This window comes from Cytobacillus purgationiresistens (assembly GCF_030813235.1).
Taxonomy (GTDB): domain Bacteria; phylum Bacillota; class Bacilli; order Bacillales; family Cytobacillaceae; genus Cytobacillus; species Cytobacillus purgationiresistens.
This window is the reverse complement of sequence record NZ_JAUSUB010000001.1, coordinates 284,320-308,382: the sequence shown is the minus strand read 5'-3', so window position 1 is coordinate 308,382 and position 24,063 is coordinate 284,320. Positions and strand designations below refer to the sequence as shown.

The following is a 24,063-nucleotide window of genomic DNA, read 5'->3' as shown; positions in this document are numbered from 1 at the left end:
ATGCCTTTAAAATAGATATCTTCATCTAGAAAATTGATCGGAAATTAACTGATAGGATTGAAGACGATCCTGATAATCATGGGTAATGGTTACAATCATGATTTCATCTACATGATAATCTTCATTCAGTTTTTCCAGGGCAGTTTTCACTTCAAAAGGATTGCCAACAATAATATTCTGTTTCATTTCTGCTATTTTCTCTATATCTTGCTTAGTATATCGATAATTTTTGGCATCATCTATCGAAGGAATGCCTGTTTTGATTCCTCTATCTGATAGGATTTTCCACAAAAACTGGGAAGAGGCGATTCCCTCTGCTTGCGCTGTTGTTTCCGCACAGATCGCTGAAACTGTGATCAAGGAATTCCCTGTCTTTCCTGCATGTGTATCGGCAAACCCTTCTTTATATTTCTTTAAAATACCTGCGCCATCTTTTGCACTCATAAATTGACCGAAAGCATAAGCTGTCCCATTTTCTGCAGCAAGCAGTGCGCTTTTTTCACTTGTTCCTAATATCCAAACTTCTGGTGAAATCCTAGGTACAGGGGTCGGAGTAACTTTGGAAAACATATGTTCCTGAGGGAAGGAATTATGCAAAAACTGTAATAGTTCTTTTACAGCATGAGGCATATTACGTACACCTTCTAGATAGTTCCCTGATAAAGCTATGCTTGCTTCCGCAGATCCGCCCGGCGCCCTTCCAATTCCTAAATCTACTCGATCCGGCAAAAGCGTTCCTATAAGATTAAAGGTTTCGGCAATCTTAAATGGTTTATAATGAGGCAATAAAATGGCTCCTGCTCCTAAACGGATATGATTTGTTTGAGCACCGATATAGCTCAGCATAATTTCTGGTGCAGAGCTCGCTAAACCGGGTAAATCGTGATGCTCAGCAATCCAATACCTTGTATATCCAAGCTTATCCCCAAGCTTTGCCAATTGCAAAGAGGCATCAAGTGCATCGGATGCCGATGATCCACTTGAAATCGGAGATTGATCAAGTATACTTAATTTCATATTCTTGCCCCAATTCTCTTCGATATTATTTTTTACGGTAATATGAAAAACGTCTTCCCGGCCCTTTTTCGTGACATTGATCACAGATCTGAAACTCATGCTCCCAAGCCAATGTTTTCCCGCAACGTTTACACTTTTTAGTCAGGTTTTTAATATCCGTGTTCAATCTTTCATGCACATGATCAGAGATTTCCGCTCTTACTCTCTCCCAGTAAAGAGCTTCTGTCCGCTGATCCAGGCGGTATAAGAATAATAAGTGCAGACCAATTGCTTTATATGAATATTCAAGGTCCTCCAGATGGCGGTTTTTCAACTGAGGCTCAGGCAGTTCTGATCCATCAATGATGGCATACATCGTCATTTCCCATTGTTTAATTAACTCTGGTTCTTTCCTAGAAAAAGGTAAATGAAGAAATCCGTAAAGGTCTGCAATTGGGAGCTTTGCTTCGATTTCAGTGCCGCGAATTCTTTCATATAACTCTCTTTCTTCTGCAAGCGCCGCTTTTTTAGTTCCATTGGGACTGTTAAATTTATCCCATAATGCGAAGAACATTCCAAGATCTCGAAAATATTTTTGGAAACGTTCAAAAATTCCTTGAGTAGGTGCGACCGCAAAGCAATGAACCGGCTCATCCTCCTGCTCCAATAACCGCCTCATCATTTTAATATTTTTAGTAAAGGTTACCTTCCCTGTATCATAGATACCTTTCCGACCAGCTCTACCAGCTATTTGTTTTACTTCTTGAGAAGTTAGAACTCTTCTTCTCGTGCCATCAAATTTCTCATTTTCCAAAAAGACAATCCGCCGTATTGGCAGGTTTAATCCCATTCCAATCGCATCGGTGGAAACAATGATGGATGACTGGCCTTTAACAAACCTTTCCACTTGTTTTTTTCTCGTTTCAGGTGGCATGCTGCCATAAATCATACTGACAGTGTGTCCGTTTGACTGCAGTCTTGATGCAGTTTCCAATACTCTTTTTCTTGAAAAACAAATAACTGCATCTCCTTTTTTCACATGTTTAAAAGAAAACTCTTCTTCTTCTACTTGGAGAGGTGTTTCCCTTGTGTATTCACGTATTTCAAGCTCATCATCTCCAATAAGACCAAGAATCATTGCTTTCGCATTTTTACTAGCAATGATATGAACCTCATTGGCATTCGCCTTCGTAATCGCCTTATACCATGCAAAGCCTCGGTCCTTGTCGGTAATCATTTGAGCTTCGTCAATGACAATGACCTCATAGTATTCCTTCTCATAAAACATCTCAACTGTACTTGATAAGTGTCTTGCCTGATGGTTTATTTTTTCTTCTTCTCCCGTTTTCAGAGAACATGGTGTACCTTCAAGGTTTAATTTTTCATATACTTCTAACGCAAGCAGCCGTAAAGGGGCAAGATAGAGGCCGCTTTCTGCCTGCTTCATTCTTTCTAATGCTTGATATGTTTTCCCAGAATTGGTGTCTCCGATATGAAGAACATAGCGGATGTTCTTTTCAAATGAAGGTCGATATTCTTGTCCAAAAATATCTTCAAGCATTCTATTCTCTTCTTCTTGCTTTCTTCTTTGTTCTGCAAGCTCAGCTTCTCGTTTATGTTCTCTGTCAATAATGTTTTGTTTAAAGATTTTTTGCTGCTCATCATAATCAAATGGTAGATCAGAGATGGATAGTAAGTCCTCAATATATTCATCTTGAATCTCATCCAGGAAATGCTCAGTAAGTTCATCAAATAGAAAGTGTAAGCTTTGCTTGATGACATTTCCTGTTAACGGTTTAGAGAATACTTCCTCATAAGCAGGAAAAAGATCACCCGGCAGATTTTCAAGGACAACCTGCTGTAGCTGTTCATTTAAATAATCAACGGATTTTCTTTCATAAACATAGTAATAAACCTCATATTCAAAATACCAGCGATTATTATCAATCGTTTTGTGAATGTTCCCGGTTAGTTCATCAAAAAAGTCAGAGAGTCGTTTAAAATCCTTTGATTGAAAGGGTCCTTCTTCAATTAAAGGCTCTTCAATTGTAAACGTATCAACATCTCTATATTTTGTTTTTGTGTTTAAATCCTTCTTCAATGATTGAGCAATATGATGCCTTAAAGCCAGATAAAGCAGGCTTTCCTGTTCAGTTATTACATCCTCAGAAATTTCCTCTAATCTTTGTTGAATATCATGCTTTTTCCTTTTAAGGAGTCTTTCATTTTCCTCGTTTAAAAATCGTTCTCTGGCATGTACATATCTTTCCTGCCAGTTTTCCTTGTTGTGTTCGAACGTTTCTTTCACCCATGTAATCGTATCAAACAGATGGTAATCCCTTATTTCAGACCGAAAAACTTGATTAATCATCTTTCGATTGGATTGTTCAACATCGATTCCTTTTTCAGATAGAAACTGTATCTTATGATGCTGAGACAATTTATTTGTTACCTTATTGAGCCATACATTGATCCATAATTGCTCAAGATAGTCCCCACGGATCGTTAAATATTCCTTAAAGGTTATAGGTTGTTCCAGGCTGCCCACGCAGCGATCTATATCTTCATATATTTTTACTTTTGTGTATTCACATGCATTCCGATAAATCAATTCAAGCTGAGTCATTTTTTATCCCCTTCTGACAATCTTAACTATATCTTTTCTATTTTATACGAACAGAGGATTGTTCACTACTATTAGATTTTAAATGGGTTTTAAACAGAATAATCAAATAATCACTTTTTATAAGTAAAATATGATTGACATTACTTTGAATTCAAAATATAATTTATCTAGAATAAAGATATCTCGAATTAAAAATAAATGAAATTAAGACAATGGAGGAGATTTAAAATGACAAAAACCAAATGGGCTCTAGACTCTGCTCACAGCAGTGTGGATTTTGCAATTAAGCATATGATGATTGCAAATGTAAAAGGAACTTTCAATCAATTCGATGCAGTCATTGAAGCTGATCCTGAAGATTTAACTACAGCATCAATTGAATTAACAATTGATTTAGCAAGTATTGATACACGTAACGAAGATCGAGATAATCATTTGCGTTCAGCTGATTTCTTTAATGTAGAAAACAATCCGAAAATGACATTTAAGTCAGCGAAAATTGAAAGTAAAGGCGACGGAGAATATGATGTCACGGGAGATTTAACGATTTCCGGTGTGACTAAGTCTGAAACGATTGCTGTTACTTATGAAGGATCTGGTGTCGATCCATGGGGCAATGTAAAAGCAGGATTTACAGCACAAGGTTCTTTAAGCCGCAGTGATTATGGCTTAACATGGAATTCTGCACTAGAAACTGGTGGAGTCCTTGTAGGAGATAAAGTGAAAATCTCATTAGATATTCAAGCAGCTAAAGCTGAATAATTTGTGCCATACGATGTCTAATTCAGATTATTAAGGAATTTAAAGATTATTTGAGAAATCTTTAAATAATATTTTTTAGAAATTAAACCCCTGCATTGTCATCTATTAAGGCCATACAGGGGTTTTTATGTTTTAGATTGTGTGAAGTGAAACAAAACTAGGCTAGCTTATATTTTTTTCAGGTAGGTACTTAACGACGAAATATGCTCCATTCTTATGATCCTTTATAAATTAAAGTCAGCAAATACCGTTTTATCTAAATTATTTATTTAAGTATGAAGTTTTCACTTTTGATTTCTAAAGACGTTATCGTATACTTTATTGCTTTTACAATAGTGGTTGATTTCTTCTCCAGGTGCTCGCTTCCCTCGGGGCGGGCGGTGAGCCTTACTCCTGCGGGGTCTCACCTGTCCCGCTGCTCCCGCAGGAGTCTCGCACATCCGCTCCAATCAACTTTTTTATCAATGGCTTTTCATATCAAAACCTATGAAAAAACAACGATCTTTTTGAAAAAAGCCTTCTAAAAGTCTATTTGTTGATCAGAATAACAATTCGATTAGATAATTAATAAATGCTGAATTTAAAATTATTGGTTTAAGATTAATTCCATTACTATACCAAAAACAGGACCTGCATCATCCACTTCACCGTTTAAATAGAAGCCTAATGCTTCATATAAACTTTGAGCAAAGTTGTTCTTAGGATGAATGCTTAAAAATATATTTTCACAGGAATATCGATGATGCATTTCTTGTATTAACAGCTTTAAAAAGCGTTTAGCATAATCTTTACCTTGAAAACGGGCATCAATCATGAATCGATCCAGCCAAGCACTTTTAGTTAAATCAGCTGGCCAACCAAACATCGCATAGCCAATGAGGGTTCATTATCATTTAAGGCAACAGATTTGCCCAGTTTCTCATATTGCGACTCCGCTAATGAAAATGCATTGCGTTCTATAAATTGCTGCTGACTTTTGGCTACTTCCAAGGAAGCTACCTCGCGCCAATTGTCTTCTGATACTTCACCTATGTGAAGAGACATTCTTCCATCTCACTTTCTAATTTTCCAATCAATCCTTTTCTTATTATAACTGCAAATAGTGAGATTATAAATAATATTGGATTCTCCCATAAAACAGTACAACCACGTCAATTATTCATAACTAAAACACCCATTTGCTTGACAATGGGTGTTTAGGCTTGGCTTTTTATCTTGGATTCTACTAGTTACTTCCTTTCACTCTATCTTCTATACACTTCTCAATTTTGTCCGTATTTTAATGAATTTGGTTAAATCTTTCTATTTTCATTTCACTGCTCCGCCAAAAGCACTGCAATCTTATCTTCTATTACCTTCCCTTTAGATCCATCCAGCATGTTGTTGAGAATAATTGAAAAAGCATACTTCTCACCTGACGCTGTGTCAACATATCCAGAAAGAGAACTGACAGTGGAGATTGATCCGGTTTTCGCATGAACATTACCCTCTGCAGCCGAATTCTTCATTCTGTTTCGCAATGTGCCACCGACCATTCTGTCTGTAGCACCCGCTACTGGTAAAGACTGATAATAGGTTTCAAACCATGGCTCATTTTGCACTTTATAAAGTAATTGTGATACTTCATTTGCAGGGAGGAGGCTGACATGAGAAATACCTGATCCATCGCGTAGAACCAAAGTCTCTGTATTTACTTCTAAAGTTTTCATTTCATCTTCTAAAACTTCTAATCCTTTTTCCCAGCTTCCTTCACCTTTCACCACTTTCCCCATCTCTTTTACCAACGTCTCTGCATGCCCATTATTACTTAATTTCATAAATGGTATAAGCAATTCAGATAACGGCATGGATTCTAAGGTCAAAAGATTTTTTGATTTTTCAGGTGCTGCCCCACTCTTTACTCTTCCAATTAAGGCAATTCCATTTTCATCAAGTGATTGTCTGAATAAACTTAGTGCATAGCCTGAAGGCTCCCACACTGCAATCCATTCCTTTGACGAGGAGGCCTCAACCGGTATGGTTCCTTCAATCTTTATTGTGTTGCTGCCATGTTCTCTGACGATATCAATATCCTTTTTCCCATCTTTTGCGACTGTTTTGGTGTTATTAACAATTTTCACATAATCAGTTTTTGGCTCTAAAACCACCTGAGATAGATCGCCTGCTTTTTTTCCTGGCTTTACCTCTACTATTACACTCCCTGAGTCATAATCCTCATTAGGACTAGCAGTTAATGCAGAAATTTGTGCACCATAATAATAGCTTTCATCATTCCAATTTAGATCCATGGATAGCCTCTCATCGTCATACCAAGTATCATCAGAAATTAAGTCGCCCTTAATCATCCGGATTCCTGATTTTTTCAAATCCTTGGCCATTTGGTCAAAATCACTTTTTAGCAAGGTTGGGTCACCATACCCTTTTAAGTATAAGTTGCCGCTTAGAATGATCCCTTTTTTCGAACCATCTGTCAGCACCTCTGTTTTAAAGCGATAATCCTCTCCTAATGTTGACAGTGCTGCAGCTGCAGTGAGTAGTTTCATATTGGAGGCTGGTCTTAAACGAGTATCTCCAATATGGTGATACAGGAGTTCTCCTGAGGAAGCATCTCTTATGCTTACTCCTGCCAAAGCGCCTTGCAGGTCTGGATCATTATTAATGAGCTGATTCAACTCTTGAACAAGGGCTCCTCCTTCTTCAGTTGCTCCAACCTTGGATTGAGGCTGTTCAGTCAAAGGAATGAGCGCCAATGAGAAAATAAGCATACAGCTGAGAAGCCATTTCATTTGTTTTTTCAATGTCCATACCACCTTCTTTATTTGTATACTTATTGGTTCTCTAAAAGGTTGGGTTTTCCTTTATATCCATTATGAGTAAATAGATGTGATTTAATTGGGAAATTAATGTCTTAAGAATGAGATTTTCAACTTAGGAAGAAGCAAGTATTCAGCACCTATTTTTAGGTATTTATTACTTCATCCTATTAAATAAAGTTAAGAATTATACTGCAGCATGAATATCACCTATCGAATGATAAAATTGCTATAATAAGGTTATTAAATGTTCTATAAGTTGGGATGGGTATAGTGAATAACTTCGAAAAAGCATTTGTGATTAGTGATATCCATGGAGAAGTAACTAGATTAACGAACCTCATGCAAAATTGGAATGTAGATGAAATGCTGCTTATTATAGTTGGAGATTTAATCGACAGAGGGGAAAATTCTCTTAAAGTTGTACAAAAGATGATGGATTTGAAAGCAGAGTTTGGAGATCAAGTAATCATTTTAAAAGGAAACCATGAAGATATGCTATTAAAATATCTATCCGAGCCTTTAATTAATAATAATGCTCTCCGTTATTTCAGGAATGGCGGCGATACAACAGCAATAGAGTTTTCTGGCGATTCTAATATCATGGAAGCAAGTTATGAAGAGATTGCCAGAAAAATGGGCACTCGAAGAGCCGAGGTCGATTTTTTGCAAGGACTTTCGTTATATTATGAATTTGGAGACGTTCTATTCATCCATGCTGGCATTGATCCTGCATTAGAAGATTGGCGGAAGACAAATCCCTACCAAATGGTCTGGATAAGAAACATATGGAATCAAGAAAATAAAACAGATAAAATTATTGTTTTTGGCCATACTCCGACACAGGAACTGTACGAAGATAAACGCAATGAAATTTGGATTAGTCCATGTAGGTCATACATTAATATCGATGGCGGTTCTGTTTATGGCGGACAATTAAACGGTATGGTCATCAACAATTCCGGAGAGATATTGCATACATATAAAGCAATTTAATATTCTGCCATTGTATCTGTCTTATACTGAGTTAAATCTACAACAAGATTTTTGGTGAATTTTACTCCTTCCCTTTCTAGCAGAAACTGCTGGTAATCCGCATGCTCTCTATCCTTTATGGCGATTTCGCCTTTTATGTTTACCACCCTGTGCCAAGGAAGCTCATATTTTTTACTCATTGTATGAAGAATCCTTACAACTTGCCTTGCACCTCTTGGGCTTCCAGCACAGCCTGCTATCTGTCCATAAGTCATGACTTTCCCAGGAGGAATATCTTTTATCACACTAATAACCTTTGATGTAAATGGTTGCATTAGGTTGCCTTCCTCTCTCTATTAACTGAATTATACCTAATACATGCTATATCATTCAAGCAGTGTCAGTTATCGTATGAAATGCCCAGCAGCAATTTCTTTACCATGTTTAATGCAATTTCTTCGACAGGAAGCTGACCATTGATAAGAAAGTCTGCGTTTGGTTTAATTTTGTTTTCCATAACCATATAGGCCTTTCTGCCTGTAGCCAAATAATTTTCACAATCTAAAATAAGTTCATTAGCAGAATCGATTGGGTTCCTTAAAAATCTCCTTGCCATTGCTATATCTAATGGTGTGTCGATATAAAATGAGAAACTTATCAAGTCCTCCAACTGATTATTGAGTTTTGCAAATGGATAATCTAAAATAATAAATTCAATCGATTTGTTTGCTAAACATAAATGCAAATCGCTTACTATTGGCTGTACGTTCCAATCATTATAATCCCCACCTTCCAATGCCCATTTACCGAAATGAACAGGTCCTTCAATATCGTAATCATCATAATGGATAACTTTTGCCCCGCCCAATCTTGAAGCTAACTCATTTGATACCGTGGTTTTTCCACTACCTGATATACCAGAGATAGATATTATTAATGGTTTATTCTGCAAATCATCCCACCTTCCAAAAAGATACTCTTAGTTAAGAACATTCAATAAAAAAGAAGTATCTCCAGTTCTTAACTCAACAAAAATAACAAAACCAGTACCCTTTAAAGATACCGGTTTAGCTATGAGAGGTTGAGCTTAATATATTTTATGTGAAACCATTTAATTATACTTGGTTAATAAGTTTCTCTTTGACCTCAGCTTCAAAAATCGTTTCTAAATATTCCAAAACAGTGAGATAAAGAAATCCGTTGCCTTCAAGCTTCGGCGAATTTCCAAGTGGGACTGTTCTGCGGATAAGCTGTGCATATAGTTCTGGTTCTGATAACGGACGATCAAATTCTTTATTGCAAAGATCCTTTATGAGGGCAAGAGCACCTGTTACATGTGGAGTGGCCATCGATGTACCGCTTAAAGATGCATACTTACCATTTAAAAAGGTAGATACGATATCTTCTCCCGGTGCAACTAAATCGATCTCAGGATGTGAGTTACTAAATGGAGATGAAATTCGCTCAAGATTCACTGCCCCGACACTAATGACTTCGTTATAACATCCTGGATATGCTAGTTCATCAGTCTTTTCATCGCCATCGCCTTCATTTCCAGCTGCACAAACTACCAAAATTTGATGAGCAACTGCATTTTTTATAGCATCGTGTAACTCAGTTACGTCGTTAGGCCCGCCAAGAGACATTGAAATGATATCAGCCTTTTGTTCAACCGCATAGTTTATTCCGGCAATAATCCATTCATACTGTCCAGAACCATCCTTGTTTAATACCTTTACAATTAATAAATCAGCCTCTGGAGCGACTCCTGTTACACCCATTCCATTTTCATTTGCGGCAATGGTGCCAGCCACATGTGTCCCATGACCATTATAGTCTTCAAAAAGCTCTGGGTCGCTGTTATCATCATCTGTAAAGTTCCGACCGCCAATGATTCTGCCTTGCAAATCAGGATGATCAATATCACATCCAGTGTCGAGTATTGCAACCTTTATGCCATTTCCTTTAGTCTGTGACCAAACTTTAGATGCTTGAATCATTTCAACACCTTTTGGTACCTCGTTAACCGTTTCTTCTTGTTGATTAACTACATAAGGAATTACATGAACATTTTGCTCCATTTCTTTCCCTCCTTAAGAGAATTAATTGAAGCGATTGCATGATGTCCTTTAAAGGATAGCAATAAAAAGAAAATTCTGATAGTTATAAATGTCACGTTTTTTATCTATGTAAATGGTCCATGTTTTCGTGGATAGAAGTTGTAAATGGAGCCACATCTGTATAATAAACGATATTTTTCCCCTTCTTCTTTGCATATTCTATTTCAGATCGAGTGCTCTTTCCAATGTAGTCACCAACATTAATGATTAGCACTTCATCTGCAAGGTCAATTTTTCGTAAATGAATACGCGCAAACAGCTCTTCTTGTGCTTTGGAAACCTCTATTCCCTCAGCTTGTTCAAAAAAACCGAGGCTAATGACGATATGCCCCTGTAATGTTAGTGCAGCCTCCGCTTCACGGAATTGCTTTTTGAACTTTGTCGAACCACAAAGTGTGATGATGCGCATTTTTCATACCCTCTTCCCTATTCTATTTTTATCTAAAAAAACTGGGATGTCTGCATATATTTTGATAATTTCATTGATTTTCATCCTAACAAGCCCGCTTGAGGATGGAGCGACGAAATCACGCATATGAGGTAATACAGACATTTCTTGGAATCCCCATGGAATTGATTTTTTCTTGCTATATTGCTGATAAACCCCTTTTCCAACAAAACAGGCAATTTTAGGCTGAAAATGCTTCAGCTTCTTAATCAATTCTTCTCTTCCCACTAAATACTCGTCCTTCGAAATTTCATCTGCTGCCTTTGTTGGCCTGGAGACAATGTTTGTAAGTCCATAACCTAAATCTAATAACAGGGCATTTTCTTCTGCTGAATATTTTCGGGGAGTTAAACCTGATTCATGGAGAATTTTCCAGAACCGATTATTTTTATTCGCATAATGGTAGCCGGTTTCAGATGACTTGATGCTCGGATTAAAGCCTATAAAAACCACATCAAGATATTGTACTAAATGATCATTTATTGGTTCCATTCTATCTCCTCCCTAAAAAGAAACAAAAAGGGCCTATTCGGCCCTTTTAAATTTTCACTTTATTAGTCTTCTAGGACAACTTTTTCCATTACGTCGCCATTCTTCATTGCTTTTACTGTCGGTATATTTGACGTCACTTTACCGAAAACAGTATGAACGCCGTCTAAATGAGGTTGTGGTTCATGAACGATAAAGAATTGGCTTCCGCCAGTGTCTTTACCAGCATGTGCCATTGAAAGTGAACCTTCTTCATGTTTATGTGGATTGCCTTCTGTCTCACATTTGATTGAATAACCAGGGCCACCTGTGCCACTTCCTGAAGGGCACCCTCCTTGTGAAACGAATCCTGGGATTACACGGTGAAAGGTTAATCCATTATAGAATCCTTCGTTAATTAGTTTTTCAAAGTTTGCCACTGTACCTGGTGCTTCGTTTGGGTATAATTCAAAATCAAGTTTTTCCCCATTTTGTAATTGTATGTATCCTTTTTTAGCCATTTATGACACTCCTTTAATTTCAAAATCTCCTATATAATATCATTAAATCGGCTAGGAATAAAATCAAAAGGCATTATGGCTAAAATTTTTGTGCGAAATTTCCTCCCAATTATTCTTTTATCGGCCAAAAACATCGAGAAATAGTAATAAAATAAATAATACAATTCCATAAAATGATACATGCAGGAAAAACGTTGTAAGACCAAATTTAATTTCTTCTGTATTAACAGTTTGCTTCTTCATTCGTCTTTGCATATTATCACCAGCCTTAAGGAGATAATATATGAATTCCACATCAAGGATAATTTTTCCTTCTACAAATTTGGTTAGCCCATCATTTCCTGAGGAAGCGCAGGAAATGACAAGGATATTATGTTATTCGACACGTTTTTGTTTTCCTATTTCTGTTAGGTAATTGTCGATAAGCTTATCCAATCTGGCTAGGCTGGAAAGAGCGCGCTCTTTATTAATATCTCGATAATGATGCGCACCACCTGGTTCTTCATCTTTTTCATCCGCCTGTTTAACGATGGATTGTAGAGGCGTTCTAACAACCTCTCCTCCAGGTAAAAAGGAATCTGTATGAAACAAAATAGCTAAAGCAATTGTCTTTGCCTTGATTGGGTTTTCACCGAGACGAATCAATAATTTATGTGCTCGCTCGGCTCCTTTAATTGCATGGATATCATTTTTTCGATAAAGCTCGTAATCCCACTTACCATTTTTATACCATGTGTAGTGTCCGATATCATGAAGGAAACCAGCCTTTGTAGCGGCATCTACATCTTCGCCTTGTTCTTTGGCTAGTTGAAAAGCATGATAAGCTACAGCAATCGCATGTGCCAACCCTGATCTTGTAATATACTTTTGCGCAATTCGGTGATTGAATATTTCCGTTAATCTGACATCCCTCATGATACATTCCTCCCTATATTATTTTCATCATGAAACTAGCGTAGTTATGGCTTAATCTTTTGACTAAAATCTTTTATTCAAAGCTTTTTGTTTTTCCATAATTTCATACGATTTCTCAATAATATCCGTAAGGACATCACTCTTATATATTCTGCCTAATTTTGTGTGTGTTTGATAATAATCCACAATTTCATCTAGCTTATTTGCTGTTTCTTTGCTCACCCTTACATTCAACTGGATTCTTGAAGACTCCGGCATTTCTATCCCACCCTGCTATATTTTATATAGTATGCGCTATCTTTGTGCTATCAATTGCTAGCATTGTTCTATCACTTGGTATAAGGTATCATTCTACATGGTTAATTGAGTCATTTCCACCTTTTTGTTTGATTTTCTTACATACTTTATTTTATGAATAATTAGGTTCAAGCTTAGCAAGGACCACATCCAAATAGAAGTACTTCATGGTTGAATACCATAAATAAAATAAGCTTGTTTTACGGCTGATACTGCTGTAAAAAAAACGGAGGGACAGTGTACTGTCCTCCGTTAGTTCGTGAAATTATTCCACTTTTCCTTAAGAAACCTGCCAAAGTCTTTTGCTTCATTCATACCCTCTTTTATGGTTTCTTTCCATTTTGGCAATTCTTCCTTTATTTTACCCTCAATTTTGTCCGTCTGTTCTTTTATAGCTTCACCAACTTGCTCTCGCCTTTGATCATTATTGATTGTTTCATTAACAGATTTTGTTGATAAGCCTGAATCCTCAACGTATGGTAATGTGCTTTCCATTACAGCTTTAAAAACTGGTACGACATTATCTGATGTACTGCTGGATAAGTAATGTTCCCGATCTGTTTGATCATATCCAAGCCAGACTGCCCCAACAATATTTGACGTATAGCCTACTAGCCATTGATCCTTCGTTCCGCTTACATCATTGTATGGAAGTTGAGTCGAGCCGGTTTTCCCAGCTAGCTGGACACCATTTATTTTCGCACCCGAACCAGTACCTGTCTCCATAACATTTAACAGCATTGCAGACATATCTTTTGAAACGGATTTTGAGGTAACCTTGACTGTCGTTTTTTTACGTTCAGCAATTGTTTTTCCTGTTGGTCCAACAATCTTAGTTATTAAATGCCCATCGTTTCTCTTGCCTTCGTTTGGAAAAGTCGAGTAGGCCTCGGCAAGTGTTAACGGGGATATGCCAGTACGCATGCCTCCAAGTCCAATGCCTAAATATTCGTCCTCTTTTTCAAGAGGGATGCCAAATCTTTCTAACGAATCTAACCCTTTTTTTAAACCGATTTCATTAAGCAGCCATACTGCCGGAACATTTAAGGATTCTTCTACTGCTTTGTACATTTCCACATCACCAGAATATTGTTTAGTCGAATTTTCCGGATGATAATCCCCATAGGAAGTGGGCTCGTCCTTAAGGATGGAAGTTGGTTTATACCCTTCTTCAAGTGCTGGAGTATATACCGCTAATGGTTTTAAAGTGGAACCAGGTTGTGCTTTAATATGTGTAGCTCTGTTAAATCCACGGAACACATGGTCTCCACGTCCGCCAACAAGTCCTCTTACCCCTCCATTATTAGGATCTAATAGGACTGCACCGCTTTGTACAAGTGCACCACCTTTACCTGCTGGAAATAATGAATCTCTTGCATACACATTTTCAAGACTGGATTGAATGTTTTGATCCATTTCTGTATAGATCTTATACCCTCTTGTAAAAATCTCTTCTTGTGTTAGGCCATACTGATTAATAGCTTCATCCAGTACAGCATCAACATAATAGGGATATTTACGTTCAAAAGAGCTTGCTACTCCTTCTTTTAACTGGAGCTTTTCATTTTTCGCAGCTTGGTATTCTTCTTCTGTGATCATTTTATGCTCATTCATTTTGCCCAGTACAGTATCACGCCTTTTCATTGCTCCTTCATAATTCTTATAAGGATCGAGATATGACGGAGACTGGAGCAGACCTGCAAGCATAGCAGATTCACTGATCGTCAGCTGTGATACTGTTTTACTAAAGTATTTATTTGCAGCACTTTCAATCCCCCATGCACCGCTGCCAAAATAAACTTGATTTAAATACATTTGTAAGATATCATCTTTTTCGTATTTCTTTTCTATTTCTACTGCCAAGAATAATTCTTCTATTTTTCTGCGATAGGTTTGTTCAGTGGTTAATAGGGCATTTTTTGCAAGCTGCTGTGTGACTGTACTTCCCCCACCTGTAATTCTGCCTGCAAATATGTTATTAAAGAAAGCTCTTCCTATTCCTTTTATATCAAATCCATTATGCTGGTAAAAACGTTCATCCTCTATTGCTATCACAGCATTTTTTATATGACCAGGCAGTGCATTGACAGATACTCCCTCAGTCCGGTTCGTTGCTAAACTGGCAGCTGGATCTCCATCCTTATCATAAATGATCGTTGACTGTTCTAACCCTTCTTGTAACGATTCCACATTGGCATTCACGGCGATAAACGCGAAAAATAAGATAGTCAATAAAAACACAGTTAATAAAAGCAATAATAATATTTGTGTTATATGCTTCTTTTTCCAAAACCTTTTAATCGCTTCCCAAATTGGCTGTAATTTTTTCATTTATGGTCTCCTTCAATTGGCCCATCACTCATATCATTAGTTCATATTACTATTATTATATATTAAACGTAAAACCAATACGAAAAGTTTCGTTTTCACCAAAAAAGATTAACAGTTAATGTCTATGTCTTCTTGAATTGTTGTGTTTATTTTTTAGGTTTCAAGAAGTTTTACATTTGCTTCATTTTCAGCACGCCATTCTTCAAATAAGGCAATAATGCCAGTTTTTCACCTAAGCTCGTCAAATGCTTCATCCGTTACGGTTATTAGTCTTAAACTCCTGGATGGCTTATTCAACTGGGAACCCTTTCATCCCAGAGTTTCCTAGTTACAACTCCCTCGTTAATCATCCGAAACAAGAGAAAGACGCAGCCATTTATTTTCTTGACAATAGATTACTTTTTTGCCAAGTTCTTCTCTGATTTTTTCATGCTTAATATTAAGTTACTGCATGCGTTTTTTCCAATAACAGATAGGTTTGACATTTGGTACTCTTAAGGCAGTAAGTATTGGATATATGCAATTTTTCCCATATTAGTTCTTCCTGCCGGTGGAATTTCAAAGAAGGTAATTCTGTTACCGGATTTCCTTTTTTATTAGCATAGAACAAAGGATACTTCGATGGATCTTTTATATTTTGTTGAAAAAAAGAAACGATGCAAATAAATTGATTGAAATCCATGTGGTATCATGCTATATTAATAAAGCGATGAGCTAATTGAATAAGTCGACAGAACGCCTTAAGTGGCAATGTGTAATGTGGTGCGCATTCTCGTCGCCTCAATACGTAGAAAAAAGACGCCTTTTGGCGTCTTTTTTTGTTTCAATGTAAATCCCCTATTTTGTTTACGAAAAGCCACTGCGTGAAATCCATTCCACCTTAAGTTTACATCAAACATCTTATATACCTTAATTACACCCCTCTTTTTCTATTAAGATACTGGCTATTATTTATTAAGATAGTTATTGATTATTACCAGAAGGACTTTTGCACGGAAAGTCAACTGGCTGAAATATTAAAAAAAGAGATTTTGCTGATCTTTTTGGCATTATTATTAATTATGGTTGCTGCATTTGTTGAGAGTAATGCAATATTAAATATCGAAGGTTCATCGCAGTATATCTAAATAATACAAGAAAATGAACAGATGCATGCTGACGGAAGGAAAATGTAGTTTTTCACAAATTAAGGCACCTTTTCATAAAAACCCCGACCTGTAATCTCAGAAAGAGAAATAGGCCGGGGTTTTTTCAACAATTGTTTCTATGTGAAATGACCCTGTTATGTTTACGTGATTAAATTATTGATCTGACATATCCGTTTGTTGCAGAAGGAAGTCACCAATCAACCTTGATTGCAGCCTTGCTGCAATATATGGGGGTAACACACCAATGGATGCTTCCAATGGTGCACCAATCCATATCAGACTTTTATCTATGAGGACGAAAGGGAAGGATAATGGCTTTCCCCCCCATTTTACGCCATTAACTTGGGGGACTGACCGATCACTAAGAATGATTAGCTCTACTCCACCTTTTCTCTCATTAATCATTTGAATCCATTCTTTACTTATATGAGTACTGTCAGGTAAACAAATAATAATGGAGTTCTTTGCTGTTTCTAGATCTGCCTTTATATCATCCAGTTTTCTTGCATACATCCATTTTAAATTGGGATGCATGTGTTTGACCCAAGAGCCAATTTCGTTTGGAAAAACAACTTGTTGGTGGGACAACTGATGTTCAGCAAGTGCACGCAGTATCTTATTTTTTGACACTCTACTCTGAATAAATGAGAGATCACTAATGTGAATAAATTTCCCTTTCGTTCTAGTGATGGCTACATTTAATAAACGGTCACTATCTTTCCCGATTAAAAGCATTCCTGGCCTTTCTTGAGGTGTACTGTCTACCGAATCAAATATCATTACTTCCCGTTCACTGCCTTGAAAGCGATGAACAGTAGCTGAAGTAATATCAGCCGATTGCAGCTCCATTTCATAAACTTCCTGTAAAAATTGTTCCATCAATAGTGCCTGTGAACGATATGGCGTTACATAACCGATAGATCGATTACCTTCTAAATAAGCTTCATGTACTAGCTGAAAAGCTAATAATAGCTGCCATATATTAATCCTTGAATGAGAATTTTTTTCCTTCATACAATACTGCCCAGCGCCTGAAGAATCAACTAAAATAGAAGCCAATTTCGAGAAAGGCTTTCGATCTGCGATGTCATTTCTTTTCGTACCTACAGAAGGGTGGTCACCAACAAGAGAATAATAAATATGCTTATTCGTAAACGCTGATATATCTGGATGCATTCTTCTTTGTTCTTTTAAGAGGAACAAATGCGGATGGAGTGTACCGTTGCTAACCCAATTGGCCACTCCTGAGTGATGAAAAATGTCTTCTCTCAACCACTTATTTACTAATTGATGCCTTGAAGCAGCAATTGGCGGGAGCTGTTTAAAATCACCGCATATAATCACTCTTTTTCCAAGTGAAGCAGCAAAAGCCGCTTGTGGAACATAAGCCATGCTTGCTTCATCGACAATGACAATATCAAATTCTGCCTCAAAAATGATAGGGTCTCGTGCTGCTTTAGCCAAGGTTGTCCCTATTACCTTCGCATCTTTTACAAATTCTATTTCTTTTTGCCGGATTTTTTCCATTACGCTTCCAAGCTTTTTTTCAATGTCGATTAATTGGTTAGAATCTCTTTTGCTGAAAGAAGTGCTAAGATCCAGTTTGATTAATCGGCGCTCTTCTAAAAGAGCCTCCTTTTGATCAGCGAGTCCTTGATGATGGGTGGCCATTAACTGCTGTGAGGTTAGATGCCGATGTTTTTCTAAAGCATCGCCCGTTTGTGATCCATATCTAATTAAATCGCCTTCATTTAAGCGCTTTTTATTTTCGATAAATAGAGATGTTTCAGCCATCAATACATCAACTGCCTGGTTACTATGGGCAAGCACAAGCACCTTCTGATTTTTAAAATATTTATTTGCTGCAACTCTTGCCAATGTATAGGTTTTCCCAGTACCCGGGGGTCCCCATACATATGTAACAGGATTATATTTTGAACGTAAAATCAACTCATGAACATTTGATTTGAAGTGATCTGAAGGATGCTTCGCTTCCATCGATGGATCCATTAATCTTTTTATTCTATTGCGCTTCCGCTTACTGGATTTTATTTCTTCCAGTCGGTTAAACAATTCATCTAGTAATTCCCAAGGGTCATATATAAGTGTCAGCTCACTGAGCAAATCACCAAGGTTTTCTGTTAGTTCAATAATTACATTCTTACCTTCAGAGGATAGGATACGGCCATCTGTGGTTTTCTCGCCCCATTGAACCTTAATTCTCGAGCCGACAGGGATTTTTACAGGCATTGAAGTATCAAAAAAGTATGTGTATACTTCTCCTCTTTGAAGCCTTCTGCCATTAGAAACTCTATATTTATTGCTTCCTATTCTTTTCATATATATGATCTCTGCTTTTAAAGCAGCTTGCCATTCTTTTAAATAACCTGCTGTAGATGTCATGTTGTTCTTCCTTTAACTTTAGAGAATGATCATATAAATATAACATAGTTTTAATTTTGGGTGAAAACAAACTAACACGATGTAGATTGATCACTACTATTTTTTCTTTATAGTAAAGTAGTCCCTCATATATTGCCAGTTTTGTGGAAAAGGCAGCCTAATATGCCAAAAGGTTGTTCCTAATAATTGATAAGCATCTAATAATTCATATTTTCTTTGAAAGCTGCGAATATCATCGAACCACACCAGATGCTCCTCATCTCCATTCCAGTAAGGGTACCAAGGAGCTGCAGCTTCAAAATCATAGTTTATCGTACTTCCTTCAACAATTGCTAAATTCTGCGCAGCCAAATTGGAATATGCCTGTGTTTTTTGATCAGACACACGCCAATCATAACCGTATAAGGGTAAGGCCATTTGAAGCTTCTTCGGATTGATCAGACTTACCGCATATCGGATTACACCTTCCATCCACCAGATAGGTGAAACAGGGTCAGGCGGACCCGTAGGATAGCCATAATCGATTGTCATTACTGCCACAATATCAGCCACCCTGCCAATCGCTGCGTAATCATAGCCTCCAGTTATTCGATTGGTTATATTTTCTTCAGACTTTGCATGAACATTTACATGAAGGAGATGATCACCTAACTGGCGTTTTAAAGCCTCCAAAAAAATGATGAAATCAAGCCTTCTATTCGGTGGGATAAACTCAAAATCAATGCTCACACCACCGTAGCCTTTCTCGGTGACTTGTTCAACAAGACTCTGCACCAGCTGACTTCTCCTACTTTCATTCTCTAAAACTGACCCAGCTAATTCTGCATCGAACTCTCCACCTGAAAAATTTCTGATCATTAATAAGGGCTTTATATTAAAGCGCTTAATAATAGGAACCAATTCAGTGTCATCCGCTGATTCGATTACAACCGTACCTTCTTCAGTAAAAGTGTAGGCGACTATTGCTATATATGTTAAGCATTCAGCAATGCCATTTAGAAGAGCTTCAGCATTCTCTTTGCTCATGGGAAAAAGAAACCCTAAAGTTTCCATTGGTAATGGATTAGAGGAAGGGACATTAATAATTTGTGAAATGAGGAGGTTGGACTGACGGATGCCTGGATTCAATACAATGAGTTCATTGATATTTGTGTCAAATGTTTTGGCAACTTGCCATAGTGAATCCCCTTCCTTTATCTGGTAATGACGGGGGGGTATATAATCATCTTGAATATAAAGAGCAAGACCGGGGACAATCTGTTCTACATCCTCAAGTCCATTTATTTCAATGATCGCATTCATTGAGGTTTGATAAAGATTCGCTATGGACCACAGTGAATCACCTGGTTGTACGACATGTATACTCATAATATTTCACCCCTTAATAAACATATATTAGTCTATGTAGGGACAAGAATATTGTAGTACAGCAAGTTACAAGAAAAGCGAAGGTGGCTCGCTCAGGGGCGACAAGCATAAGACGAGAATTCCACAAAGGTTGGTTTTTACCTTTGTGGAATTCTTGACTTATGACCTCGAGCCCCTAGCCACCGAAGCTAGACAAGAAAAGCGGAGGTGGCTCGCCCAGGGGCGACAAGCATAAGACGAGAATTCCAGAAAGGTTGGTTTTTACCTTTGTGGAATTCTTGACTTATGACCTCGAGCCCCTAGCCACCGAAGCTAGACAAGAAAAGCGAAGGTGGCTCGCCCCTAGCCTCCGAAGCTAGGAATTCTTCTCAAAAGAAAAAAGCCTCTTCATAGGAAGAGGCTTCCTTACCTACTGAATTTTTATACTGAAAGACCATAATTTTGGCAAAGAGAAGCTAAACCACCTGAGAAGCCACTTCCTATTGCATTAAACTTCCACTCGTTATTATGGCGATACAGTTCACAAACAACAACAGCATTCTCAATAGAGAAATCTTCACCTAAATCAAAGCGAAGAAGCTCTTGATTGGTAGACTCATCAACCAATCTAACAAAGGCATTTGAAACTTGTCCAAAGTTTTGCTGTCTCAGTTCTGAATCATGAATCGTTACCGTAATACCAATACGATCAACATAAGAAGGAATCTTAGGGAAATCAACCATTAACTGTTCGTCGTCCCCATCACCTTCGCCTGTACGGTTGTCACCAGTGTGAATCACTGATTCACTAGGATGTTGAAGGTTATTGTAAAAAATAAAGTCGTGATCATTCGTACATTTATTTTGCGCATCAACTAAAAAAGCAGATGCATCAAGGTCAAAATCATGACCCCCATTATATTTGTTCGTGTCCCATCCAAGACCAATTATAACTTTAGTTAAGCCTGGATTAGTTTTTGTTAAGTCGATTCTTTGTCCCTTGGATAATTGAATCCCCATACTCATACCCCCTGATATATTTTTAAGTTAACCGAGTTGTAGTCCAAAATCAGTTGCAATACGTGCCAAGCCGCCTTGGTATCCTGAACCGATCGCAGAGAATTTCCAATCACCATTATGACGGTATAGTTCACCTACGATGATTGCTGTTTCAATTGAGAAGTCTTCACCCAAATCATAGCGGATGATTTCTTCATTCGTTTGCTCATTAACGATTCGAACGAATGAATTAGACACTTGTCCAAAATTTTGACCGCGATTTTCACCATCATGAATTGTAATAACAAATGAAATCTTTTCAATAGAAGATGGCACATTGTTTAAATCGATTTTTACTTTCTCGTCATCCCCATCCCCTTCTCCTGTTCTGTTATCGCCTGTATGAACAACTGAACCATTACCGCCTTCAAGCTGGTTATAGAAAATAAAATCTTTATCTGATGAAGTTTTTCCAGATGCATCCAAAAGGAAGATGCTTGCATCTAAGTCAAAGTCGTTTCCACCATCATATTTATTTGTATCCCACCCCAGTCCGACAATCACATTAGATAATCCTGGGTTCGTTTTTGTTAAATCTACCTTTTGTCCTTTTGATAATGAAATAGCTATTTTAATCGCACCCTTTCTGGTCAATTGCTTAATTTTATTTTAGATTCATAATACCTATGTATACATTAATAGTTTAAACGTTCTGAAGGAAATCGTAAACTAATATGGTCATCAAATGGGAAAATAAAAATGTCTTTATTAATTTGAAAACATACTTAAGTGTCTGCCTATACTTTTTTAATTATCGAAGCTTGAAAACAAAGGAATACATAGAAGTCTATTATAGGTGCCTGCCCATTCTTGCCACAATTCACCTAAACGATACATATGATAGCAATAAATGAGAAGAGGAGGATGTGAAATTGGATAAAAATGATGATATGAAGCCCACATTATACCTTAATGAACCCGATGAGGTGAATCAGCCTGTTTATCGTCTTAACTACTTATATGAATTACTACAAAAGCAAGATGCCTTTAACCATGAACTTACAGTTAACTACCACCGTATTAACCATCAAATAAGCGATTCCTTCAAGCATCTCAGGCAAATAGTCAATCAAGCTTCTTCTTTGCACCAGCGCCAATATGAAACAGTGAACAACCGTATGCATCTTCAGGATGAGTTAATGGACGATCTGCTACTTTCTGTAAAAGAACATGAATTAAATAACCAAGCGATTTTTAATCGTATAACTGCACTGGAAAATTCCAGTGAGGAAATGGTCAATATACTTGAGCAAGAGTCATTGATGAAAAAAGAGATACTCCAACAAATGAACTTTCAAGATGCAGCAGCTCAAGAAATCACAAGAAAATTAGGGCGCGTGGAAGATTCTTCAGAATCAATCACACTCCATTTACAAGAACAAGAGAACGCAAGCAGGACCATCTTATCGAAAATGGATGCACAAGAGGTCTACCATCAAACGGTAATGGAACGTTTAGATGAACAAGAAGCTCTATCACAAAAAATCAGCAGACAACTTGAACATTTGAAAAGCGTCGTCTTTGAGCGGGCAGCTTTCCTGGGTGAACATATAAAAACAATCGCTAAACCAGTCACAAGCTTTTTTGTTCATCAAGAGGAAAAGCAAAAGAAGAAAGAAAAATAGGAACAGAAAAGCCGCACCCTATTGAGTGCAGCTTTTCTTATTCTATCAATCTATAATAAATATTAATCTAATACAGTCACTTTTACAGTTTGTCTGCCATAATTAATCGCATCTTCTTTATTTGGAATAAAGATGTCGATCTTATTTCCTTTGATTGCTCCGCCAGTGTCACCGGCAATTGCTTCTCCATAACCTTCTACATAAACTTTAGAACCGAGTGGAATGACAGAAGGGTCAACTGATATGACCTTCATATCAGGATTTTCTAGTAAATTAATTCCAGTTGCAGTTATACCTGAGCAGCCTTCACAAGATGCTGTATAGGCAGTTGCTTCCATTGTTAGCTCCTGAGTGCCTTCTGCAGCTGGTTGCTCTGTTTTAGGTTCAGATGGTTGCTCTGCTTTTGGTTCAGATGGTTGCTCTGCTTTTGGTTCACTTGGTGCTTCAACTGTTTCTGCAGGCTGTTTTTCTTTAGATGATTCTTGTTTGTCTGTTTCTTGTTTTGGTTCTGCAGCAACTGGTGCAGCGGCTTTTTGTTCCTCTGCTGGTTTCTCAACTTTTATATTACCTGGAGCTTCTGGATAAACGATTAGCTCTTGGTCGGGGTGGATGACTTCTGTATTTAATTTGTTCCACTCTTTAAGTGCGGAAACCTCAACATCAAATTCCTTTGCGATGCCCCAGAGTGTATCTCCTTTATTAACTGTGTATGTTTCTTTCTTATATACGTCTAATACATCCTTTATGTAGATGGTATCAGAAGAGAGTCCGTTCCATTCTTTTATCTGGTCCACAGTCGCTTCATATTTTTGTGAGATACCCCAAAGCGTGTCACCCTTCTTCACTGTTACTTCTTCTGCTTGGACGTTAACAGCAGATGTTCCAGCGATTGCTGCCGCCGCTACGATAGATAGTACTGATTTTCTCATATGTTAAAAACCTCCTGTATAGCTTGTTTTTAGCTAACGTTGATAATCATAACATGGAATATTTACAGGAAAAGAACAAGCAGTTAATAATCCAGTTACTTATATAACAAGTTGTTAACAAAGAGATAACCATAATGGAGAAATTAATAATAATTGTATTAATAGTAATGAATAACGAAGATTTTAAGGCTATTATTTGAAAAAATAAAAATTTTTAGATAAATGACTACACTTTTTTATTCCTCCAGTGTATACTGTACCATAACAGTTATAAAAAACA

General features: G+C 37.3%; 21 protein-coding genes and 1 pseudogene. 3 read left to right on the top strand and 19 right to left on the bottom strand.

Annotated elements, in window-relative coordinates; translation table 11 throughout:
- Positions 1-21: 21 nt before the first annotated feature.
- Together J2S17_RS01630 and J2S17_RS01625 are read right to left on the bottom strand one after the other, a co-directional pair.
- Positions 22-1,017, bottom strand: coding sequence for an LLM class flavin-dependent oxidoreductase (locus tag J2S17_RS01630; RefSeq protein ID WP_307471254.1), 996 nt, complete (start codon positions 1,015-1,017; stop codon positions 22-24).
- A gap of 25 nt (positions 1,018-1,042) precedes the next feature.
- Positions 1,043-3,622 (bottom strand): DEAD/DEAH box helicase, encoded by a 2,580-nt coding sequence (locus tag J2S17_RS01625; protein ID WP_307471252.1) that lies wholly within the window; start codon positions 3,620-3,622, stop codon positions 1,043-1,045.
- Positions 3,623-3,850: 228 nt separating this feature from the next.
- Here J2S17_RS01625 and J2S17_RS01620 point away from each other — a divergent pair, with 228 nt between their 5' ends.
- A complete protein-coding gene (locus J2S17_RS01620; protein ID WP_307471249.1) occupies positions 3,851-4,384 on the top strand; it encodes a YceI family protein in 534 nt (177 codons plus the stop codon).
- A 586-nt stretch (positions 4,385-4,970) separates the two neighbouring features.
- On the opposite strand, the pseudogene J2S17_RS01615 reads toward J2S17_RS01620, so the two are convergent.
- Positions 4,971-5,428 (bottom strand): annotated as a pseudogene (locus J2S17_RS01615) (GNAT family N-acetyltransferase).
- 269 nt (positions 5,429-5,697) lie between these two features.
- Positions 5,698-7,182, bottom strand: coding sequence for a D-alanyl-D-alanine carboxypeptidase/D-alanyl-D-alanine endopeptidase (dacB, locus tag J2S17_RS01610; protein WP_307471247.1), 1,485 nt, complete (start codon positions 7,180-7,182; stop codon positions 5,698-5,700).
- 288 nt (positions 7,183-7,470) lie between these two features.
- Here dacB and J2S17_RS01605 point away from each other — a divergent pair, with 288 nt between their 5' ends.
- A complete protein-coding gene (locus tag J2S17_RS01605) occupies positions 7,471-8,193 on the top strand; it encodes a metallophosphoesterase family protein (protein ID WP_307471246.1) in 723 nt (240 codons plus the stop codon).
- On the opposite strand, the gene J2S17_RS01600 is transcribed toward J2S17_RS01605, so the two are convergent.
- The 14 genes from J2S17_RS01600 to J2S17_RS01535 form a co-directional block, all read right to left on the bottom strand.
- Positions 8,190-8,507, bottom strand: coding sequence for an MGMT family protein (locus J2S17_RS01600; RefSeq protein WP_307471244.1), 318 nt, complete (start codon positions 8,505-8,507; stop codon positions 8,190-8,192). The genes J2S17_RS01605 and J2S17_RS01600 overlap by 4 nt on opposite strands.
- A gap of 65 nt (positions 8,508-8,572) precedes the next feature.
- Positions 8,573-9,124 carry a nucleoside/nucleotide kinase family protein gene (locus J2S17_RS01595; RefSeq protein WP_307471242.1) on the bottom strand — a complete coding sequence of 184 codons (552 nt, stop codon included), beginning with the start codon at positions 9,122-9,124 and terminating at the stop codon, positions 8,573-8,575.
- A 163-nt stretch (positions 9,125-9,287) separates the two neighbouring features.
- Positions 9,288-10,253: a S8 family peptidase gene (locus tag J2S17_RS01590; protein ID WP_307471240.1), complete on the bottom strand. Its 966-nt coding sequence runs from the start codon at positions 10,251-10,253 to the stop codon at positions 9,288-9,290.
- A 100-nt stretch (positions 10,254-10,353) separates the two neighbouring features.
- Positions 10,354-10,701 (bottom strand): DUF4406 domain-containing protein, encoded by a 348-nt coding sequence (locus tag J2S17_RS01585; RefSeq protein WP_307471238.1) that lies wholly within the window; start codon positions 10,699-10,701, stop codon positions 10,354-10,356.
- A gap of 3 nt (positions 10,702-10,704) precedes the next feature.
- The gene (locus tag J2S17_RS01580) at positions 10,705-11,232 is read right to left on the bottom strand and encodes a mismatch-specific DNA-glycosylase (RefSeq protein ID WP_307471236.1); all 528 of its coding nucleotides are present in this window, start codon (positions 11,230-11,232) and stop codon (positions 10,705-10,707) included.
- 62 nt (positions 11,233-11,294) lie between these two features.
- Positions 11,295-11,729, bottom strand: a complete 435-nt coding sequence (locus tag J2S17_RS01575) for a peptidylprolyl isomerase (protein ID WP_307471234.1) — start codon at positions 11,727-11,729, stop codon at positions 11,295-11,297.
- 117 nt (positions 11,730-11,846) lie between these two features.
- Positions 11,847-11,972 (bottom strand): hypothetical protein, encoded by a 126-nt coding sequence (locus J2S17_RS01570; RefSeq protein WP_307471232.1) that lies wholly within the window; start codon positions 11,970-11,972, stop codon positions 11,847-11,849.
- Positions 11,973-12,104: 132 nt separating this feature from the next.
- The gene (locus J2S17_RS01565) at positions 12,105-12,644 is read right to left on the bottom strand and encodes an HD domain-containing protein (RefSeq protein WP_307471230.1); all 540 of its coding nucleotides are present in this window, start codon (positions 12,642-12,644) and stop codon (positions 12,105-12,107) included.
- A 63-nt stretch (positions 12,645-12,707) separates the two neighbouring features.
- A complete protein-coding gene (locus J2S17_RS01560; protein WP_307471228.1) occupies positions 12,708-12,902 on the bottom strand; it encodes a hypothetical protein in 195 nt (64 codons plus the stop codon).
- A gap of 291 nt (positions 12,903-13,193) precedes the next feature.
- Complete coding sequence (locus tag J2S17_RS01555) at positions 13,194-15,272, bottom strand: transglycosylase domain-containing protein (protein WP_307471226.1); 2,079 nt, start codon at positions 15,270-15,272, stop codon at positions 13,194-13,196.
- Positions 15,273-16,573: 1,301 nt separating this feature from the next.
- Positions 16,574-18,823 (bottom strand): AAA domain-containing protein, encoded by a 2,250-nt coding sequence (locus J2S17_RS01550; RefSeq protein ID WP_307471224.1) that lies wholly within the window; start codon positions 18,821-18,823, stop codon positions 16,574-16,576.
- Between the two features lie 96 nt (positions 18,824-18,919).
- Entirely contained in the window at positions 18,920-20,191 is a 1,272-nt protein-coding gene (locus tag J2S17_RS01545; protein WP_307471222.1) for a glycosyl hydrolase family 18 protein, read from the bottom strand.
- Between the two features lie 420 nt (positions 20,192-20,611).
- Positions 20,612-21,190, bottom strand: coding sequence for a TerD family protein (locus tag J2S17_RS01540; RefSeq protein WP_307471220.1), 579 nt, complete (start codon positions 21,188-21,190; stop codon positions 20,612-20,614).
- 27 nt (positions 21,191-21,217) lie between these two features.
- The gene (locus J2S17_RS01535; protein WP_307471577.1) at positions 21,218-21,799 is read right to left on the bottom strand and encodes a TerD family protein; all 582 of its coding nucleotides are present in this window, start codon (positions 21,797-21,799) and stop codon (positions 21,218-21,220) included.
- A 302-nt stretch (positions 21,800-22,101) separates the two neighbouring features.
- On the opposite strand from J2S17_RS01535, the gene J2S17_RS01530 reads away from it, so the two are divergent.
- Positions 22,102-22,854: a methyl-accepting chemotaxis protein gene (locus J2S17_RS01530; protein WP_307471218.1), complete on the top strand. Its 753-nt coding sequence runs from the start codon at positions 22,102-22,104 to the stop codon at positions 22,852-22,854.
- A 62-nt stretch (positions 22,855-22,916) separates the two neighbouring features.
- Here J2S17_RS01530 and J2S17_RS01525 read toward each other — a convergent pair whose 3' ends face one another.
- Entirely contained in the window at positions 22,917-23,783 is an 867-nt protein-coding gene (locus J2S17_RS01525) for a LysM peptidoglycan-binding domain-containing protein (protein ID WP_307471216.1), read from the bottom strand.
- Between the last annotated feature and the right edge of the window lie 280 nt (positions 23,784-24,063).

Excerpts from the sequence above, each read along its gene's own strand:
- J2S17_RS01620 (WP_307471249.1), top strand. The coding sequence starts at position 3,851 with ATGACAAAAACCAAATGGGCTCTAGACTCTGCTCACAGCAGTGTGGAT.
- J2S17_RS01570 (WP_307471232.1), bottom strand. The coding sequence starts at position 11,972 with ATGAAGAAGCAAACTGTTAATACAGAAGAAATTAAATTTGGTCTTACA.
- J2S17_RS01585 (WP_307471238.1), bottom strand. The coding sequence starts at position 10,701 with ATGCGCATCATCACACTTTGTGGTTCGACAAAGTTCAAAAAGCAATTC.
- J2S17_RS01540 (WP_307471220.1), bottom strand. The coding sequence starts at position 21,190 with ATGGGGATTCAATTATCCAAGGGACAAAGAATCGACTTAACAAAAACT.
- J2S17_RS01550 (WP_307471224.1), bottom strand. The coding sequence starts at position 18,823 with ATGACATCTACAGCAGGTTATTTAAAAGAATGGCAAGCTGCTTTAAAA.
- J2S17_RS01555 (WP_307471226.1), bottom strand. The coding sequence starts at position 15,272 with ATGAAAAAATTACAGCCAATTTGGGAAGCGATTAAAAGGTTTTGGAAA.
- J2S17_RS01590 (WP_307471240.1), bottom strand. The coding sequence starts at position 10,253 with ATGGAGCAAAATGTTCATGTAATTCCTTATGTAGTTAATCAACAAGAA.
- J2S17_RS01630 (WP_307471254.1), bottom strand. The coding sequence starts at position 1,017 with ATGAAATTAAGTATACTTGATCAATCTCCGATTTCAAGTGGATCATCG.
- J2S17_RS01580 (WP_307471236.1), bottom strand. The coding sequence starts at position 11,232 with ATGGAACCAATAAATGATCATTTAGTACAATATCTTGATGTGGTTTTT.
- J2S17_RS01560 (WP_307471228.1), bottom strand. The coding sequence starts at position 12,902 with ATGCCGGAGTCTTCAAGAATCCAGTTGAATGTAAGGGTGAGCAAAGAA.
- J2S17_RS01565 (WP_307471230.1), bottom strand. The coding sequence starts at position 12,644 with ATGAGGGATGTCAGATTAACGGAAATATTCAATCACCGAATTGCGCAA.
- J2S17_RS01575 (WP_307471234.1), bottom strand. The coding sequence starts at position 11,729 with ATGGCTAAAAAAGGATACATACAATTACAAAATGGGGAAAAACTTGAT.
- J2S17_RS01625 (WP_307471252.1), bottom strand. The coding sequence starts at position 3,622 with ATGACTCAGCTTGAATTGATTTATCGGAATGCATGTGAATACACAAAA.
- J2S17_RS01600 (WP_307471244.1), bottom strand. The coding sequence starts at position 8,507 with ATGCAACCATTTACATCAAAGGTTATTAGTGTGATAAAAGATATTCCT.
- J2S17_RS01545 (WP_307471222.1), bottom strand. The coding sequence starts at position 20,191 with ATGAGTATACATGTCGTACAACCAGGTGATTCACTGTGGTCCATAGCG.
- J2S17_RS01525 (WP_307471216.1), bottom strand. The coding sequence starts at position 23,783 with ATGAGAAAATCAGTACTATCTATCGTAGCGGCGGCAGCAATCGCTGGA.